The organism is Methanoculleus sediminis, assembly GCF_001017125.1.
GTDB lineage: Archaea > Halobacteriota > Methanomicrobia > Methanomicrobiales > Methanoculleaceae > Methanoculleus > Methanoculleus sediminis.
The window spans coordinates 116,422-134,255 of sequence record NZ_JXOJ01000001.1 but is presented as its reverse complement, the minus strand read 5'-3'; the positions used below and the strand labels follow the sequence as shown (position 1 = coordinate 134,255).

The window sequence follows — 17,834 nt, the reverse complement described above, 5'->3', positions numbered from 1 at the left end:
GCGCGGGTTATGCCACGCTGCCCAGGATGCCTTTCATCCCCGACTTCCAGTAATGTTCCAGCATATGACTGATAATTAATTTCAACCCCCCTTCCGCCGTAAGACGAATACATCTTAAAGGAATGGACGAGTGGCCCGGTTCGTCATATGTTATGGGCGCGTGGGGGTGATCGCCAGCCGCACGCGGAGGCCGCGAAGGGGACTATACTGTCCAGCAACCAAACTGCGTGAGACCCTGGTGCACTTACTGCCCTGGCACTCTGATTCAACGGGAGGGGAATGTGAGAGAAATGCCCGGCCCGAACTCTTACCCGGACACGTCGGTTTCAGAGGGTCCGACCGAATTATGTTGAGCAAAAACTCCACGGCGAGAGCGTTTCCATTATCGGTTGTTGCATAGAGCACTACCGAACCCGGACTATAATAACCAATAGTAATATTTATTGCATGACAGACGGACTTTTTGATAAAAGTAACCGACATCATGACCGATGCTACAAATTAACCCAGAATAAAGAGATTAAAAGGTCAATATGGATTTAAAGGGGGCTGATGTGACAGGTCGGCAGAACAACACACCTTCTGCAGAACGGTCATTGCCGGTTCCGCACAATTACAAGGGTTAAAAATGGCTCAACTGGAACATATCGAAGCAATCGAAAAACGGCTCTGGAACGCGGCAGATACATTGCGGGCGAACTCGAACTACGCGAGCAACGAATACTTCCTGCCCGTCATGGGCCTGATCTTTCTGCGGCACGCATACAGCCGGTTCCTGACGGTGAAAGAGAACGTTGAAGCCAACCTTCCCACGCGTGGCGGGAAGACCCGGGTGCTGACCAAGGAAGACTTCTCCCAGAAGAGCGCCATCTTTCTGCAGCCGAAGGCACAGTTCGACCATCTTGTTTCCCTCACCGACAGCGACGATCGTGCCAGAGCCATCATCGAGGCGATGGAGTCTATCGAGGGCGACTACGCCAGCCTCCGGGGAGTTCTCCCCAAGAGCGAATACCAGGAACTGAACAACGGTGTGCTCGGTCAGCTCCTCCGCACGCTCAACCCTGATGAACTCAAGCATGTCTCCGGGGATGTGTTCGGCCGCATCTACGAGTACTTCCTCACCCAGTTCGCCGACCAGAAAGCCCACGATGCCGGGGAGTTCTTCACGCCGGTCTCGCTGGTTTCGTTCATCGCCAACGTGCTCGAACCCGAAGGCGGTACCGTCCTGGATCCGGCCTGCGGCTCGGGCGGCATGTTCGTCCAGAGCGCCCGCTTCGTCGAGCGCAAGAACGAGAACCCGGTCGATAAGCTCACCTTCTACGGGATGGAGAAGAACGCCACCACCATCCGCCTGGCGAAGATGAACCTGGCCGTCCACGGCCTTGAGGGCGATATCCAGAAGGCCATCACTTACTACGAGGACCCTCACGAGTTGCCGGGCAAGGCCGACTTTGTGATGGCCAATCCACCGTTCAACGTCGATGAGATCGACGCGGACAAGGTCAAGAAAGACCCGCGCCTTCCTTTCGGCCTGCCGGGGGTTAACCAGAAGGGCAAGGTCTCCAACGGTAACTATGTCTGGATCAGTTACTTCTACAGTTACCTGAACGAGCACGGGCGGGCAGGCTTCGTCATGTCCTCCCAGGCTTCCAGCGCCGGGCATGCAGAAGCCGGCGTCCGGCAGAAACTGATCGAGACGGGCGATGTGGACATCATGGTTGCCATCCGCTCCAACTTCTTCTATACCCGCTCCGTGCCGTGCGAACTCTGGTTCCTCAACCGCGACAAGCCAGACGAGTATCGTGATGCGGTGCTGATGATCGACGCCCGGAACATCTACCGCAAGGTCACCCGCAAGATTTACGACTTTTCCCCTGAGCAGGAGCAGAACCTCCTCGCCATCGTCTGGCTCTACCGCGGCCGCACCGACAGATACCTCAATCTCGTGGCCGGCTACTGCCGGCGCATGCTGGACGAAGGGGAGGGGTGTTTCACGGCCCGAAACGGTGACGGCGAGATCGAGCCGCTCCCGTCTTTCATTACCTCACTGGATGCACTGCGAGAGGCGGTGCGGCCGTTCCTCTCGACCCTGCCCGGCGACGCTCCCCACGCCGGGGCACTCAAGGAACTCGAAGATGCGATGCCTGCGTTCAAGGGCGACGTGGAGAGGTTCCAAAAAGCGGTCTCCGGGCAGCGGACGGCGTGGCATGGGCAGAAGACCACCAACGGCGAGCTCAAGAAGGCGGTCGACCGTCTCGCCCCGCTGGCCGAGTGCAGCCGCGACCTGATCAAGCAGAGCGATCTCCTCTACAAACTCGCCTGCCGCCTCATCGAGACCTGCGAGAACGAGTGCAACGCCCGGAACAGCGACGCGTGGGTAGGCCGCGAGATCACCCGCGCCCGGAAGGCTGCCGACGAGGCACGGCAGGTGGCCGTCGAACAGCTCAAGCAGGTGCGCTATTTCTGGCGGCAGGCGCACTGGCTGACCGAACGGTTCCCCGAAGCGAAACTCTGCGATGTCGCAGGGCTGGTCAGACTGGTGGACAGGACCGAGATCGAGGCTAACGATTGGTCGCTGACACCCGGCCGCTACGTCGGCGTCGCCCCCGAGGAGGAGGACGAGAACTTCGACTTCGAGGAGGCCCTCCGCGAGATCCATGTGGAACTGGAAGACCTCAACACCGAAGCGGTGCGGCTGGCGGCGACGATCAAGAAGAACTTCGAGGAACTGGGGATATGACGGTCTCGAACCTGCCGGAGGATTATGGCTCGCTGCTTCTCGAAGTCAAAGAGCGCATTCGCGCCGGCCAGTACCAGGCGCTCAGGGCGATCAACAGGGAACTGATCGGCCTGTACTGGGATATTGGCAGGATGATCGTGGAGCGGCAGGCCGGCGACACCTGGGGAAAGTCAATTGTCCAACAGCTGTCTGGAGATCTGCAAAAGGAGTTCCCCGGCATCGGTGGCTTTTCTGCCTCCAACCTCTGGCGCATGAAGTCATTTTTTGAGGCATATGCCAGCTCTGAAAAACTCGCACAACTTGTGCGAGAAATTGGCTGGGGTCACAACCTGGTTATTCTGCAACGGTACCCGGACTCGCCGGGCCGGCAGGTTCGCCTGATCGGAAAGGATGTCGAGGTGCCTGCCGTATGAAGACGGAGCCGAATGATCGGGGCTCTGACGGCGAGAGGAAGGCACGAGGACGGATAAGGGAGAGCGCTTCTTTTCCGGTCCCCGTAGGCAGAAGTGATCTGCCTGCAGACTATGCCGCAGTACTCGGAGACATCAAAGAACGAATTCAGTCGGAGCACCTGCGGATCACCCTTGCGGCAAACGCGGCCATGATCCTGCTGTACTGGGATATTGGAAAGATTATCCTGGATCGCCAGAAAAGCGAAGGTTGGGGCGCAAAGGTGATTGATCGCCTGGCACACGACCTGAAACTCGCCTTTCCCGATATGACCGGCTTCTCCCCTCGCAACCTGAAGTATATGCGTACCTTCTCCAGGTCCTGGCCTGACCGAGAATTCGTGCAACGCACCATTGCACAAATTCCGTGGCGCAGCAATATTGCCTTGCTCGCCAAGTTGAAAGACCCGGGTCTGCGCGTATGGTATGCCCGGAAAATCATTGAGCAGGGCTGGAGCCGTGAGATACTCGATATTCAGATCGAAAAGCGTCTGCACGAGCGGCAGGGCAGGGCACTGAACAACTTTGAGCAGGCTCTCCCTCCTGCCGATTCGGATATGGCCGCACAGGCATTCAAAGACCCATATCTCTTCGACTTTCTAGGAACTGCCGATCCAAGGAAGGAACGTGAGGTTGAGCAGGCTCTGGTGGATCACGTTCAGCGTTTTCTTCTTGAGATGGGAACTGGGTTTGCCTTTGTCGGGAGGCAGGTCCCTCTGGAAGTCGGTGAACGCGACTTTTCTCTCGACCTGCTTTTCTACCATCTCAAACTGCGCTGTTTCGTAGTGGTCGAACTGAAAGCAGTGCCGTTCGATCCGGCTTTTGTCGGGCAACTGAACCTGTATCTCTCTGCCGTCGACGACCTGCTGCGGCATCCCGACGATAAGAGGACCATCGGGCTGCTGCTCTGCAAGAGCAAGGACACCCTGGTTGTCGAGTACGCTCTCCGGGGACTGACCAGTCCGGTGGGTGTGGCGGATTGGGAGACTGAATTAACCAAGCGCCTGCCGGACGATCTGAAGGGCAGCCTCCCCTCCATCAAGGAGATTGAGGCGGAACTGGGGGATGTGGAGTGAGTCTGAACGAGTGCGGGGAACTCGATAGGTGCAACCGCACCGTCGTCGAGTACGCCCTGCAGTCCTCCATATCACCCATCGGCGTCGCCACCTACCGGACGGTCAGGGAGTTGCCCAGGGAACTCCGGGATCAACTCCCCGGCCCGGAGGAGATCGCGAGGCTGCTGGAGGATGGGGAATGAGGGGTATTTGCAGCTGGACGGATGCGCCTGCTCTTTTTGAGGTGTGGCCTCGCCGGGAGTTTGTGCAACGGTGCGTTGCACAGATTCAGGGGGGCGGCGGTGGTGGCCGGGTCGCTGTCAATGTCGGAGCGGAGGAAACCGATGAACGAGCGGTGCGGGCGGAGGCGGCCGGTATGAGGGACGTTGCGGGGGTGAGGGTTTGAGTTGGAGCGAAACCGAATTCGAGAACTTGTATTCAGCCTCCTCCAAAAATGGCCTTACCAGACCGGCTCGTGTCCGTGGAAGTGGGTACAAAATGATCAACATGGGCGAGCTCTTCGCCAATGATCGTATTGGCGATATTTGTATGGAACTCGTGCCCATGAATGAGAAAGAACTGTCAACGATGCTTGTGGAACCTGGCGACCTCCTTTTCGCGAGGCAGTCGCTGGTCTTGTCGGGTGCCGGCAAATGCTCAATCGTTCAGAGTGCTAACGAGCCCACGACTTTTGAGTCCCATATCATCCGGGTGCGCCTTAATCGACAGATTGCCGATCCGGCATTTTATTACTACTATTTTAGATCCCCAATCTGTCGCATCCGATCGATAGTCACCCAGGGAGTGCAGGCAGGAATCAGAGCGAATGATCTCAAGAAACTGATAGTTCACGTACCTGACATTGCTAGCCAGCAACGTATCGCCTCCATCCTCTCCGCCTACGACGACCTGATCGAGAACAACCGGCGGCGGATTCAACTGCTGGAAGAGGCGGCGCGGCTGCTCTACCGGGAATGGTTCATCCACCTCCGCTTTCCCGGCCACGAGCACGCTGCGATCAACGACGGCGTGCCGGAGGGATGGGAGAAGAAGACGCTGGGCGATGTCGCTCCACTGAATTATGGCAAGGCTTTGAAGCAGGATGACCGCGTGTCCGGCCCCTTCCCGGTCTATGGGTCAAGCGGTATCGTGGGAACTCATGTAAAGGCGTTGGTCCCAGGCCCGACAATCATCGTTGGGCGAAAGGGAAACGTCGGTAGTGTCTATCGGTCTTCCGAAGATTGTCACCCAATTGACACGGTATACTACATCGATTCAAGCCGCTGTTCTTTCCACCTGTACTATGCGCTACAGCACATGTCCTTTATCAACACAGATGTTGCCGTGCCCGGACTGAACCGGAACTTTGCGCACAGCCGTTCAATCCTTATCCCTGAACAGAAGATCTACCGATTATTCGAGGATACAGTCGCACCAATGCATTTACAGATCGATCTCCTGTGCAAAGAGAATGTCGCACTCACGCAGGCCCGCGATCTCCTCCTCCCCCGCCTGATGAACGGAGAGATCGCCGTATGAACCCCTACACCGAGGACACCCTCGTCCAGCAGACCACGGCCGAATACCTGGAGCAGCACCTCGGGTGGGACTCGGTGTACGCCTATAACAACGAAGACTTCGGGCCGGAGAGCCTCCTCGGCCGCTCATCCGACCGGGAAGTCGTCCTGACGCGCTACCTCCGGGAAAGACTGGTCGAGCTGAACCCCGGCCTCCCCCGCGAGGCCTACGACGACGCCGTCCGGCAGATCGTCGCGACATCGGGCACACAGTCGATGGCGGCGACGAACCGCGAGAAGTACGACCTTGTCCGCGACGGTGTCCAGGTCACGTCCCGTAACGTACAGGGCGAGCGGGTGCGGCAGCGCCTCCGGGTCTTCGACTTCGCCGAACCGGAGAAGAACCACTTCCTCTGCGTGCGGGAGTTCTGGGTCCGCGGCGACCTCTACCGCCGGCGGGCCGACATCGTCGGGTTCGTCAACGGCCTGCCGCTGCTCTTCATGGAGTTGAAGAACGTCCACCGGGATATCCGGGCGGCCTACGAGCAGAACTTCAAGGACTACAAGGACACGGTGCCGCACCTCTTCCACCACAACGCCTTCGTCGTGCTCGCGAACGGCGTAGACGCGAAGATCGGATCGGTGACCGGCCGTTTCGAGCACTTTCACGAGTGGAAACGTCTCGCAGAGGACGAACCGGGCGTGGTGGACATGGAGACCCTGCTCAAGGGGGTCTGCGAGAAGAAGAACTTCATGGACCTCTTCGAGAACTTCATCCTCTTCGACGACCCCCTCGGCGAACCGAAGAAGATTCTCGCCCGCAACCATCAGTTCCTCGGCGTCAACCGCGCCATCGAGGCGGTAAAGGACCGCAGGGACCGCCAGGGCAAACTCGGCGTCTTCTGGCACACCCAGGGGGCGGGCAAGAGTTACTCGATGGTGATGTTCACGCGCAAGGTCCACCGCAAACTCGGCGGGAACTACACGTTCCTCGTGCTGACCGACCGCGAAGACCTGGACACGCAGATCTACAAGACGTTTGCCAGGTGCGGCGTCGTGGATAACGACCGCGACCCGTGCCGGGCGGCGAGCGGCGACCACCTCGGCCGCCTGCTCGCGGAGCACAAGTCGCACATCTTCTCGCTCGTCCAGAAGTTCAACCGGGAAGTCGAACCGGAGCAGCCCTACAGCCCGCGGGACGACATCATTGTCATCACGGACGAGGCGCACCGGACGCAATACGGGACCCTGGCGCTGAACATGCGTAACGCCCTCCCCAACGCCAGTTACATCGGGTTCACGGGAACCCCGCTGATGAAAGACGACGAGATCACGCGGCGGGTATTCGGAGACTACGTCTCGACGTATGACTTCCAGCGGGCTGTCGATGATAAGGCCACGGTTCCGCTGTATTACGACGCCCGGGGCGACAAACTCGGCGTGGCCGTAGGCGACCTGAACGAGCGGATCGCCGGGGTGCTCGAAGAACTGGAGACGAATGACATCGACGTGGAGCAGCGGCTGGAGCGGGAACTCAAGCGGGACTACCACATCATCACCGCCGAGAGAAGGCTCGACCAGGTGGCCCGCGACTTCGTGAAACACTATTCGACGGCCTGGGAAACCGGCAAGGCGATGCTGGTCTGCATCGACAAGGTGACCTGCGTGCGGATGCACGGCCTCATCAGCACCTACTGGAAGAAACGCATCGCCGATCTGGAGACCGAGATCGCCCGGACAGCCGACGAGCAGGAGGAGATCTACCTGCGGCGGCAGATCGAATGGATGCGCGAGACCCGTATGGCGGTCGTGATAAGCGAAGAGCAGGGCGAGGTAGACACGTTCCGCAGGTGGAACCTGGACATCACACCACACCGCCGCCTGATCAAGGACGGGATCGACCTGCCGGAGTTCATGCGAAAGCAGCCTCAGTTCCGCAACATGCAGAGAATGTCGCTGGACGACGCTTTCAAGGAGGGAGAGCATCCGTTCCGGATCGCGATCGTCTGCGCGATGTGGCTGACGGGATTCGACGTCCCGAGCCTCTCCACCCTCTATCTCGATAAGCCGCTCAAGGCGCACACACTGATGCAGGCCATCGCCCGGGCCAACCGCGTGAACGAGGGCAAGAACAACGGCCTGATCGTGGACTACTGCGGCATCCTCAAGAGTCTGCGCAAAGCCCTGGCGACGTTTGCAGGAACCGGGGAGGGGAGAGAGATCGAACCCGCGAGGCCCGACGGAGAACTGCTGGCCGATCTCACCGGGGCGATCGGGCTTATCCGGACGTTCCTCGCCGGGCGCGGCGCACCGCTCGACAACATCATCTCATGGACGGGCTTTGCGCGGAACGCGGCCATCCTTGCCGCCAAGGAAGCGGTCAATGAGAACGACAAGACGCGTAAACGGTTCGAGATTATGTGCCGGGCGGTCTTCACGAAGTTCAAGGCATGCATCAACGTAGAGGGGATCAACGCTCATCGAAGTGATTACGACGCAATCGTTATTGTTTACCGGAGCCTGCAGCAGGACCGCGACAGGGCGGATATCTCCGAGATCATTCGCCGGCTGCACGAGATGGTCGATGAAGCGATTGAAACTCGGTCGGGTAGTATTACCGAAGAGACCGTACCGTATGACATCAGCAAGATCGACTTCGACCGGCTCCGGCAGGAGTTCGAACGGAGCCCGGCAAAACGTACAACCGTGCAGGATCTCAAACAGGCCATCGATAAACGACTCCTGCGACTCCTGCAGCAAAACCCGTTACGCACGGATTTTCAACGACACTACGAAGAGATCGTAGCCGGATACAACCAGGAGAAAGATCGAGTAACCATCGAGAAGACATTCGAGGCCCTGGTGCAATTCATAAACCAGATGGGAGAGGAAGAAAGCAGGGCTGTGCGCGAAGGGCTTGACGAGGAGTCACTGGCCATCTTCGACCTCTTAAAGAAACCGGATCTCTCACCCACCGAGATCCGGCGCATCAAGAACGTGGCCGTCGAACTGCTCAAAACCCTCAAAGTAGAGAAACTTCGTATCGATCACTGGCGTGACAAGGAAGCCACCCGCGACGCCGTCCGGCTTGCCATACGCGATTTCTTGTGGAGCGACTCGACCGGTCTGCCTGTGGACTGCTACACTGAAGACGACGTAGAAGCCAGAGCGGATGATGTGTACCGCCATATATACCGTGCTTATCCTGCGCTCCCGTCGCCATTCTACGAAAAGGAAGCAACGGCGTGAACCAGGGAAAAACACTGCGCGGATCGGACTGACCCGGCAGAGAAGAGGCCCGGAAGAACAGACTATCCTCCCAGAAGTTCTGCAAAAAAGAGGTCAGTAGGTCGCCAGGTACCGGTCGAGTTCCCAGGGGTGGACGGTCGTCCGGTACGCTTCCCACTCGGCCTCGGCAACGCTCGTGAGTGCCTCCACGACATGGGGGCCGAACGCCCTGCAGATGAGATCGTCGGCGAGCAGGGCCTGGTTCGCCTCGTAAAGGTCTCCGGGCAGCGTCTCGATCCCGGCGCCTTTCCGCTCCTCGATGGACATATGGTAGACATTCGTATCGACACCGGTCGGCGGTTCGATCTTCTCCCGGACGCCCTCCATCCCGGCGGTGAGCATCGCGGCGAAGGCGAGGTAGGGGTTGCAGGTCGGGTCGGGGCTGCGGAACTCGACCCGGGTGCTGTTGCCGCGGGGCGACGGAACCCGGACCAGGGCCGACCGGTTGCCGGCGCTCCAGCTGACGTAGCAGGGCGCTTCATAGCCGGGGACGAGCCGTTTGTAAGAGTTGACCGTTGGGTTCGCGACCCGGGTGATGGCCTTTGCGTGGCGGAGCAGTCCGCCGATGAAGTGCATGCACGTCTTCGAGAGCTGCAACGGGGCGTCCGGATCATAGAACGCGTTTTTTCCGTCTTTTGCAAGCGAACAGTTGGTGTGCATCCCGCTCCCGCAGATGCCGTAGATGGGCTTTGCCATGAAGGATGCATGCAGGCCGCGCATCAGCGCAATCGTCTTCGCGGCGAACTTGAAGGAGATGACGTTATCCGCGGTATGAAGAGCGTCGCTGTACTTGAAGTCGATCTCGTGCTGGCTCTCGGCGACCTCGTGATGCGACGCCTCGATCTCGAACCCCATCTCGGTGAGGGCGAGGATGATCTCGCGCCGGACGTCTTCCGCGAGATCGGTCGGCGCGAGGTCGAAGTAGCCGCCGACGTCCTGGAACTGCGTGGTCGGCCGCCCCTCGTGCATCCGGAAGAGGAAGAACTCAAGTTCCGGGCCGGTGTTGAAGACATAGCCGTCCTTCGCGGCGTCCTCCATCGCCCGCCGGAGCACGTAGCGCGGGTCGCCCTCGAACGGGCTGCCGCTGGCCTTGTAGACATCGCAGACGAAACGCGCCTCCGCGTATTCCCCCGACCGCCAGGGCAGGAGGGTGTAGGTCGAGAGGTCGGGTTTGAGCACCATGTCGGACTCCTCGATCCGGACGAACCCCTCGATCGACGACCCATCGAACCCGATGCCGCTGGTCAGTGCCTTCTCGGCCTGCTTCACCGGGATCGCGACGTTTTTGGGCATGCCCAGGAGGTCGGTAAACTGAAGGCGAAGGAATCGGACGTTATCCTGTTCGATGCGCTCGAGCATTGCAGAAGTGGCATCACGGGACATGTGGAAGTCTACTTCTATCCAATGAAATAAATATCTATTGACACAAATATTCCCGGGCAGAGTTCTAGAAAACGGCAACAGAACAGACTCACCGAGGTTACCATGTGCGGCATTTTTGGTGTAATGGATAAGAGGCGCCAGATGATGGACGGTTCCGGCATCCGGGAAGCCCTCTCCATGATGAACGAGCGCGGCAGCGGCGAGGGGGCGGGGTACGTCGCCTACGGCATCTACCCGGACTACCGGGACTGCTACGCGCTTCACGTCTTCTTCGACAAAGCGTGCGAGAGCAAAGCGGTCGTCGATGCAACACTGGAGCAGTGGGGAACGATCGAATGCGACGAGGCGATCCCCACCTGCGACCAGCCGAATCTCAAGGCAAACTGTACCCCCTGGCGTTACTTCTTCAGGCCCGACGCTTCCCTTGCTCCGGGAAGCGCATCGCCGGAGAAGGACGTCGTCACGAATCTCGTGATGCAGATCAACGCGGGTGCGAACGGAGCCGAGATCGTCTCGTCCGGCAAGAACGTCGGCGTCTTCAAGGCCAGTGGCTGGCCCGAAGACGTGGCGGACTACTACCGGATCGAGGACTACGAGGGCTACATCTGGCTCGCGCACAACCGCTACGCGACGAGCAACCCGGATCTGTGGGAACGGCCCGACCCGTTCAACCTGCACGACTGGAGTGTCGTGGAGAACGGAAAGACCACCACTTACGGGGCCAACCGGCGCTACGTTGAGAGTTTCGGCTACAACTGCTCGACCGGCACCGACAGCGAGGTCATCGCCTACTTAATCGACCTTCTGACGCGCAAGCACGGCCTTGAGATCGACCTCGCCATCCGTGCGCTCGCCCCGTCATACTGGGACGAGATCGACCGGATGCCCGAGGCCGAGCAGAAACTGAACCGGGCTCTCCGGTTCGCCTACGGCTCCGCGACGATGAACGGGCCGTTCACCGTCGTGGCCGCGAACCCCGACATGATGATCGGGTTCACCGACCGGGGCAAACTCCGGCCGATGGTCGTCGGCGAATGCGGCGACCGCCTCTACATCGCAAGCGAAGAGACGGCGATCCGGGCGATGGAGCCCTGCGTCGAGTCGATCACGAGACCGGCTGCAGGAGAGCCGGTTATCGGGAGGGTTGCCCCATGAGCAGCAACTTCGGAAGCATGCCGCTCCGCTACCGGATCAGCATCGACCGGGAGCAGTGCATGGAATGCGGGCGCTGCGTCGAGAACTGTCCCTACGGCGTCTTCCGGTGGGACGGCAACCGGATCCTCATCAACTCCCGGAACTGCACCGCCTGTCACCGGTGCGTCACCTACTGCCCCCGGGACGCCATCATGCTCCAGGAGCAGCCCTGCGATTACCGGAGCCACCCGGTCTGGACCAGGTCGGTCAGGGAGTCGATCTACAACCAGGCCCGGACGGGTAAGATCATCCTCGCCGGGATGGGCAGCGTCTCGAACCTTCCGATCATCTTCGACCACCTGATGCTGGACGCCTGCCAGGTCACCACGCCCCCGACCGACCCGCTCCGCGAGCCCGTCGAGCTCCGGACCTACCTCGGGAAGAAGCCGTCGAAGCTGGAGTTCCGGCAGAAGCCGAACGGCGACGTCGAACTCTCCACGGAGCTCACCCCGAACCTCATGCTCGAGACGCCGATCATGCTCGGCCACATGAGCTACGGTGCGCTCAGCCTCAACGCCCACGTGGCGATGGCCCGGGCGGCAAAGGAGACCGGCACCTACATGGGTACCGGCGAGGGCGGACTGCATCCCGGCCTCTACCCCTACCAGGACCGGATGATCGTCCAGGTCGCGTCCGGCCGGTTCGGCGTGAACATCGATTACCTGGAGCGCGGCGCCGCGATCGAACTCAAACTCGGGCAGGGCGCAAAACCCGGCATCGGCGGGCACCTCCCGGGAGAGAAGGTGAGTGCGGACGTCTCCAGGACAAGGATGATCCCGCAGGGCAGCGACGCGATCAGCCCTGCACCGCACCACGACATCTACGGCATCGAGGATCTCCCCCAGCTCGTCAACTCCGTCAAGGAAGCGACGGAGTACAAGAAACCGATCTTCGCGAAGATCGCGGCCGTCAACAATAATGCCGAGAACGTGGCGGCCGTCGCCCGTTCCGGGGTGGACGCCATCGCCATCGACGGGTTCCGCGGCGGCACCGGCGCGGCACCGCGGGTCTTCCGCGACCACGTCGGTATCCCGATCGAGGTCGCCATCGCGACCGCCGACAAGGAGCTCCGCAAGCAGGGCCTCAGGAACGAGGTCTCTCTCATCGCCTGCGGCAGCATCCGGGAAAGCACCGATGTCATAAAGGCAATCGCCCTCGGCGCCGATGCGGTCTACATCGCCACTGCTGCGCTCGCAGCGATGGGCTGCCGGGTCTGCGGGAACTGTTACCAGGGCCTCTGCTCCTGGGGAATCGCCACCCAGCGCCCGGACCTCGTGGCGCGCCTGGACCCGGACGTGGCATCGAAGCAGGTGGCGAACCTGATCCACGCCTGGACGCTCGAGATCACCGAACTGATGGGCGCGGCCGGTATCAACAGCATCGAGAGCCTGCGCGGCAACCGCGACCGGCTCCGGGGCTACATGCTTGACGAGGGGCTTCTCGAAATTCTCGACGTCAAGTCGGTGGGAGCGTGAGCAAAATGGCAAAACAGGTCAAGATCGACGCGAAGGGAGTGCATTACACCCCCTTGAACCAGCAGATCCGGAAGGCTATCGAGGACGGAGCCGACGAGATCGTCGTCGACAACGTCCTCGGACAGCGGTTCATCGGCAACGGTCTCCGCGGGAACGCCACCATCCGGGTTAAGGGCGTCGCTGGCGGGGATCTCGCCATGTTCATGAGCGGGCCGACCGTCATCGTCGACGGCAACGCGGAGCACGCGCCCGGCAACACGATGGATTCCGGGAAGGTGGTGATCCACGGGAGCGCCGGCGACGCGGTGGCGCACAGCATGCGGGGCGGCAAGGTCTTCGTCCGCGGAGACATCGGCTACCGGGGCGGGATCCACATGAAGCAGTACGAGACGCAGCGGCCGATACTGGTCGTCGGAGGGTCGGCACAGATGTTCCTCGGCGAGTACATGGCAGGCGGTCTCCTGCTCGTTCTCGGTCTCGACGGGGCCGTGAAAGCCCGGGAGATCGGGAGCGGGATCCACGGCGGTGAGATCGTCATCCGCGGAGACGTGGACGACGCCTGCCTCGCTGCAGGGGCAAAGAAACTGCCGCTCACCGATGAGGACAGGGCACGAATCGCCCCGGTCATCCGGGAGTTTGCGGCCGACTTCGGGCTCGATGCGGAGCCGCTCGTAAAGGCAAACTACACCCGGATCGTCCCTGCGAGCGCAAGGCCCTTTGCCGGGAAGTATACGTGGGAGTGATAGGCATGGAGATGAAGACATTCAAGGACCTGAAGGCGGAGGTCTGGGATACGGAACTCTGCTCCGGGTGCGGGGCGTGCGTGGCGGTCTGCCCGGCGGATGCCCTCCGGTTCGAGCCGGGGAACACCGATACGCCGGTGAACATCGGCTACTGCAAGGCCGAGAACGACGGCGTTCCCTGCGGGGCGTGTTACGCAGCCTGCCCGCGGATCGACCTCGCGGGGCAGGGGAAGATGCTCGGGCCCTACCAGGATATCGTCGCGGCCCGGGCGGTCTTCCCGGTTGAGCGCAAGCAGAGCGGCGGCGCGGTGACGGCGATCCTCGTCAACGCGCTCGATGAAGGGCTTCTCGATGCGGTCGTCACCGTGACGAGAGACCCCTGGACAATGAAACCCTCGTCTGCGGTGATCACCTCCTCGGAGGAACTCGTCCAGCACGCCGGGAGCCGCTACTCCTGGTGGGTGCCGCTCCTTGCGTCCCTCAAGGAAGCCGTGGTCACCCGGAAGTACCGGCGCATCGCCGTCGTGGGCGTGCCCTGCGTGGCGCGGGCGACCCAGGCGATCCGGGCGAGCGACCACGAACTCCTCCGGCCCTACGCGAAGGCGATCCGGCTCGTGATCGGCCTCTTCTGCACGGAGACCTTCGACTACGCGAAACTGGTCGAGGGGAAACTGCAGTCCGAGCGCAAGATCGAGCCCTGGGAGATCCGCCACCTGGACATCAAGGGCAAACTGGACGTTTACCTGCAGGACGAGCGGCACATCTCCATCCCGCTCGCCGAACTGGAGGAGTCCGTCCGCCCCGGGTGCCGGGTCTGCACCGATTTTACGGCGGTGAATGCGGACGTCTCCGCGGGTGCCGTCGGGTCGCCGGACGGTTACACGACCCTTGTTATCCGTAACGACATCGGGAGAGGGTTCGTCGATCGTGCGGTCTGGCAGGGGAGACTCGCGACCGGCAGCGCCGTCGACCTCCCCATCATCGAGCAGCTGGCGGCGCGGAAGGCGCAGCGCCGGCAGGAATAACACTTTTTTTACCGCGCCCAAAATCACGGGCAGTTCGGCTTCCGCCCATCCGACACGATACCGGCAGGTAACGGCGCTTCCAGGCTGTGCACGATCAGGGGGTTCATATAGTATGAAAAATCATACTTGTGTGAATTGTTTGATTTGTGAGGCGAGAGCGTTGCAACAACTTCACAAAGATATACCGGAGCCCGGAGCGGGGAGCGAAACGGCGCGTAACACGGAGCAGGCGGACCGGGTGCCGGATCTCTACTTCCGGCTGATGGCGTTTACCATCCGCATCAGAGATCGCTTCGGGTATCCGGCAGGACTGCTTGCGCGGATCGGGGTCCGGGATGGCATGACCGTCGTGGATTACGGCTGCGGCCCGGGGAGTTACGTCAAAGAGGCGTCCGGACTCGTCGGCGTGACCGGCACCGTTTACGCGGTGGACGTCCACGAACTTGCCGTCGAGGCCGTCTCCCACCGGAGCCGCAAGGAAGAGCTCGCAAACGTCATCCCCGTCCTTGCGAAGGGCTACGACTCGACCCTCACTGATGCGGTTGCCGATCTCGTCTATGCCCTCGACATGTTCCACATGGTCGAGAACCAAAAGGCGTTCCTCGCGGAACTCCGGCGAATCATGAAACCTGACGGCACCCTGATCCTGGACGACGGGCACCAGCCGCGGGAGAAGACGCGCCGGGCGATCCTGGGTTCGGGGTTATGGTCGATCGAAGAGGAGACCGGCGAATACCTGCGATGCCGGCCCCTATAGGCCGTAAACCGAGAACACACCGATGAGGTGACAGAAATTATGTTCCACGATCACCACCGCTGCCACGACCATGGCAGCAGAAAACACATCTTCGGGACGGTCAAGGTCGGCGAACGCGGCCAGATCGTCATCCCGAAAGAGGCCCGGGAGATATTCGATATCAAGCCCGGCGATACGCTGATGATCCTCGGCGACGAGGGTCGCGGGCTTGCCATCGTCAAAGCAGATAAATTCCGCCGGATAGCAGAGGAGATGCTCCGGATATTCGAAATCGAACCGGAGGAGCCTCCGGAGGAGTGAAGAATGGGCTGCTCGAACGCACCACATCAGAAAACCCTATGTCGGCCATAGACGCACGCAACCTGACAAAATCCTTCGGCGATCTCGTCGCTGTCGACGGTATCTCGTTTTCCATCGAGAGCGGCGAGATCTTCGGGCTCCTCGGCCCGAACGGAGCGGGAAAGACCACGACCATCTCCATGCTCTCGACGATGCAGAAACCCACCTCGGGCACGGCGACGGTCAACGGCCATGATGTCGTGACGGAGGAAGACGACGTCCGCAAGTCCATCGGGATCGTCTTCCAGGACCAGAGCCTGGACGAAGAACTGACGGCGTACGAGAACATGGACTTTCACGGCCGCCTCTACCGGATCGGCGCCGAAGAGCGAAGGCGGCGTATCGGTGAACTCCTGACGCTCGTCGGGCTTGCCGACCGGAAAGACGACCTCGTCAAGACCTACTCGGGCGGCATGCGCCGGCGGCTCGAGATCGCCCGGGGACTGCTCCACGAACCGAAGGTGCTCTTCCTGGACGAGCCCACCCTCGGCCTCGACCCGCAGACGCGAAACCACCTCTGGGAGTATATCGCGCGGTTGAACGACGAGAAGGGCATCACCATCATCCTCACCACCCACTACATGGAGGAGGCCGACCGTCTCTGCGACCGCATAGCGATCATCGACCGCGGGACGATCGTCGCGCTCGATACCGCGGAGAACCTGAAAAGCTCAATCGGCGGCGACGTCGTCACCATAGCCTCGTCCGACCCCGATAAAATCGCCGATCTCCTGACTGCCCCGTGGATCTCGGGGATCGAGCGGCACGACGGCTCGGTGACCATCCGGCTGCAGGAGGCCGACCGGCACATCCCCGGGATCGTGACCGCCGTCCACCAGAGCGGCATCGGCATCAACTCCCTCTCGGTGAGGAAACCGACGCTCGAGGACGTCTTCCTGCACTATACGGGGAGGATGATCCGGGATGAGGAGGCGGACGGCAAAGAGACGATACGCATGTTCCACCGGGCAAGGAGGCACTAAGCATGGATATCGTCTATACCATTTGGCTGCGGAACGTCAAGCGCTACCTCCGCTCAAAGAGCAGGATCGTCGGCAGCCTCGGGATGCCCGTCTTCTTCATGCTGGTGCTCGGGTTCGGGCTGAATTCGATCGTCAGCATTCCCGGCATGGAAGAGGGATACCTGGAGTTCATCATCCCCGGCATCGTGGCGATGAGCGTCCTCTTCACCTCGGTCTTTTCAGGGATCCAGATCATCTGGGACAAACAGTTCGGGTTTCTGAAAGAGACCCTCGTCGCCCCGGTCTCGCGGCTCGAGATCATGGTAGGCCAGACGCTCGGGGGAGCGACGACGGCGGTCATCCAGGGGCTGATCCTGATGGTGTTCGCGCTCTTCATCGGTCTCCAGCCCGCCGGCATCGCCGGGTTCCTGGTCGCCGTCGGATTCATGGCGCTGATCGGCGTGACCTTCACCGCGTTCGGGATCGCCATTGCATCGAGGATGGAGGACATGCACGGCTTCCAGCTCGTCATGAACTTCGTGATCTTCCCGATCTTCGGGCTTTCCGGGGCGCTCTTTCCTATCAACAGCCTGCCCGACTGGATCCGGCCGCTGACGCTTGCCGACCCCCTGACCTACGGCGTCGAGGGGATCCGTTATGGCCTCTCGGGCACCGCCCAGGTCCACCCGCTCGCAAGCCTCGCCGTCATGGCCGCCTGCGCCGTGCTCATGACCGTCGCCGGGGCATACCTCTTTCGGAAGATCCGGTCCTGATAAGCGGGTTTGGGGAGATTATCCCCACTCGAAACCCTTCGGGTTTCTCATGCTCCGGCCCTTCGGCCCGTCGCAACTCGAAGACCTTCGGGTTTCTCATGCTCCGGCCCTTCGGCCCGTCGCAACTCGAAGAC

General features: G+C 61.0%; 15 protein-coding genes. 14 read left to right on the top strand and 1 reads right to left on the bottom strand.

The annotated features are described in order from the left end of the window. Nucleotides 1–628: 628 nt before the first annotated feature. The 6 genes from SZ63_RS00680 (at nt 629) to SZ63_RS00650 (ending at nt 9,010) form a co-directional block, all read left to right on the top strand. Nucleotides 629–2,740, top strand: coding sequence for a class I SAM-dependent DNA methyltransferase (locus SZ63_RS00680; protein WP_048179581.1), 2,112 nt, complete (start codon nt 629–631; stop codon nt 2,738–2,740). Further along, on the top strand, nt 2,737–3,153 hold the full coding sequence (locus tag SZ63_RS00675) for a DUF1016 N-terminal domain-containing protein (protein WP_082122593.1): 417 nt from the start codon (nt 2,737–2,739) through the stop codon (nt 3,151–3,153). The genes SZ63_RS00680 and SZ63_RS00675 overlap by 4 nt, the downstream gene beginning before the upstream one ends. Beyond that, a complete protein-coding gene (locus SZ63_RS00670) occupies nt 3,150–4,265 on the top strand; it encodes a PDDEXK nuclease domain-containing protein (RefSeq protein ID WP_052959022.1) in 1,116 nt (371 codons plus the stop codon). The genes SZ63_RS00675 and SZ63_RS00670 overlap by 4 nt, the downstream gene beginning before the upstream one ends. Beyond that, the gene (locus SZ63_RS00665) at nt 4,262–4,447 is read left to right on the top strand and encodes a PDDEXK nuclease domain-containing protein (RefSeq protein WP_048179576.1); all 186 of its coding nucleotides are present in this window, start codon (nt 4,262–4,264) and stop codon (nt 4,445–4,447) included. Before SZ63_RS00670 ends, SZ63_RS00665 begins: the two co-directional genes overlap by 4 nt. Before the next feature lie 295 nt (nt 4,448–4,742). After that, nucleotides 4,743–5,783 carry a restriction endonuclease subunit S gene (locus SZ63_RS00655; protein WP_156168321.1) on the top strand — a complete coding sequence of 347 codons (1,041 nt, stop codon included), beginning with the start codon at nt 4,743–4,745 and terminating at the stop codon, nt 5,781–5,783. Continuing rightward, nucleotides 5,780–9,010, top strand: coding sequence for a type I restriction endonuclease subunit R (locus SZ63_RS00650; protein WP_048179567.1), 3,231 nt, complete (start codon nt 5,780–5,782; stop codon nt 9,008–9,010). The genes SZ63_RS00655 and SZ63_RS00650 overlap by 4 nt, the downstream gene beginning before the upstream one ends. Nucleotides 9,011–9,103: 93 nt before the next feature. On the opposite strand, the gene SZ63_RS00645 is transcribed toward SZ63_RS00650, so the two are convergent. Further along, entirely contained in the window at nt 9,104–10,432 is a 1,329-nt protein-coding gene (locus tag SZ63_RS00645) for a glutamine synthetase family protein (protein WP_048179562.1), read from the bottom strand. 102 nt (nt 10,433–10,534) lie between these two features. Between SZ63_RS00645 and SZ63_RS00640 the strand changes: the two genes are divergently transcribed. From SZ63_RS00640 to SZ63_RS00605, 8 genes are all read left to right on the top strand, one after another. Then, entirely contained in the window at nt 10,535–11,587 is a 1,053-nt protein-coding gene (locus SZ63_RS00640; RefSeq protein WP_048179557.1) for a class II glutamine amidotransferase, read from the top strand. Beyond that, the gene (locus tag SZ63_RS00635; RefSeq protein WP_048179553.1) at nt 11,584–13,101 is read left to right on the top strand and encodes a glutamate synthase-related protein; all 1,518 of its coding nucleotides are present in this window, start codon (nt 11,584–11,586) and stop codon (nt 13,099–13,101) included. The genes SZ63_RS00640 and SZ63_RS00635 overlap by 4 nt, the downstream gene beginning before the upstream one ends. Nucleotides 13,102–13,106: 5 nt before the next feature. After that, entirely contained in the window at nt 13,107–13,844 is a 738-nt protein-coding gene (locus SZ63_RS00630; RefSeq protein WP_048179548.1) for a GltB/FmdC/FwdC-like GXGXG domain-containing protein, read from the top strand. Nucleotides 13,845–13,849: 5 nt separating this feature from the next. Then, the gene (locus SZ63_RS00625) at nt 13,850–14,869 is read left to right on the top strand and encodes a Coenzyme F420 hydrogenase/dehydrogenase, beta subunit C-terminal domain (protein ID WP_048179544.1); all 1,020 of its coding nucleotides are present in this window, start codon (nt 13,850–13,852) and stop codon (nt 14,867–14,869) included. A 238-nt stretch (nt 14,870–15,107) separates the two neighbouring features. Then, nucleotides 15,108–15,626, top strand: a complete 519-nt coding sequence (locus tag SZ63_RS00620) for a class I SAM-dependent methyltransferase (protein ID WP_241481204.1) — start codon at nt 15,108–15,110, stop codon at nt 15,624–15,626. A 39-nt stretch (nt 15,627–15,665) separates the two neighbouring features. Beyond that, the gene (locus SZ63_RS00615; RefSeq protein WP_048179538.1) at nt 15,666–15,926 is read left to right on the top strand and encodes an AbrB/MazE/SpoVT family DNA-binding domain-containing protein; all 261 of its coding nucleotides are present in this window, start codon (nt 15,666–15,668) and stop codon (nt 15,924–15,926) included. A 38-nt stretch (nt 15,927–15,964) separates the two neighbouring features. Further along, nucleotides 15,965–16,948 (top strand): ATP-binding cassette domain-containing protein, encoded by a 984-nt coding sequence (locus SZ63_RS00610; protein WP_048179534.1) that lies wholly within the window; start codon nt 15,965–15,967, stop codon nt 16,946–16,948. A 2-nt stretch (nt 16,949–16,950) separates the two neighbouring features. Next, the gene (locus SZ63_RS00605; RefSeq protein WP_048179529.1) at nt 16,951–17,700 is read left to right on the top strand and encodes an ABC transporter permease; all 750 of its coding nucleotides are present in this window, start codon (nt 16,951–16,953) and stop codon (nt 17,698–17,700) included. Nucleotides 17,701–17,834: the final 134 nt, after the last annotated feature.

Coding starts and splice junctions, on each gene's coding strand:
- SZ63_RS00655 (WP_156168321.1), top strand. CDS start 4,743: ATGATCAACATGGGCGAGCTCTTCGCCAATGATCGTATTGGCGATATT.
- SZ63_RS00635 (WP_048179553.1), top strand. CDS start 11,584: ATGAGCAGCAACTTCGGAAGCATGCCGCTCCGCTACCGGATCAGCATC.
- SZ63_RS00610 (WP_048179534.1), top strand. CDS start 15,965: ATGTCGGCCATAGACGCACGCAACCTGACAAAATCCTTCGGCGATCTC.
- SZ63_RS00640 (WP_048179557.1), top strand. CDS start 10,535: ATGTGCGGCATTTTTGGTGTAATGGATAAGAGGCGCCAGATGATGGAC.
- SZ63_RS00650 (WP_048179567.1), top strand. CDS start 5,780: ATGAACCCCTACACCGAGGACACCCTCGTCCAGCAGACCACGGCCGAA.
- SZ63_RS00625 (WP_048179544.1), top strand. CDS start 13,850: ATGGAGATGAAGACATTCAAGGACCTGAAGGCGGAGGTCTGGGATACG.
- SZ63_RS00645 (WP_048179562.1), bottom strand. CDS start 10,432: ATGTCCCGTGATGCCACTTCTGCAATGCTCGAGCGCATCGAACAGGAT.
- SZ63_RS00630 (WP_048179548.1), top strand. CDS start 13,107: ATGGCAAAACAGGTCAAGATCGACGCGAAGGGAGTGCATTACACCCCC.
- SZ63_RS00680 (WP_048179581.1), top strand. CDS start 629: ATGGCTCAACTGGAACATATCGAAGCAATCGAAAAACGGCTCTGGAAC.
- SZ63_RS00615 (WP_048179538.1), top strand. CDS start 15,666: ATGTTCCACGATCACCACCGCTGCCACGACCATGGCAGCAGAAAACAC.
- SZ63_RS00605 (WP_048179529.1), top strand. CDS start 16,951: ATGGATATCGTCTATACCATTTGGCTGCGGAACGTCAAGCGCTACCTC.
- SZ63_RS00670 (WP_052959022.1), top strand. CDS start 3,150: ATGAAGACGGAGCCGAATGATCGGGGCTCTGACGGCGAGAGGAAGGCA.
- SZ63_RS00675 (WP_082122593.1), top strand. CDS start 2,737: ATGACGGTCTCGAACCTGCCGGAGGATTATGGCTCGCTGCTTCTCGAA.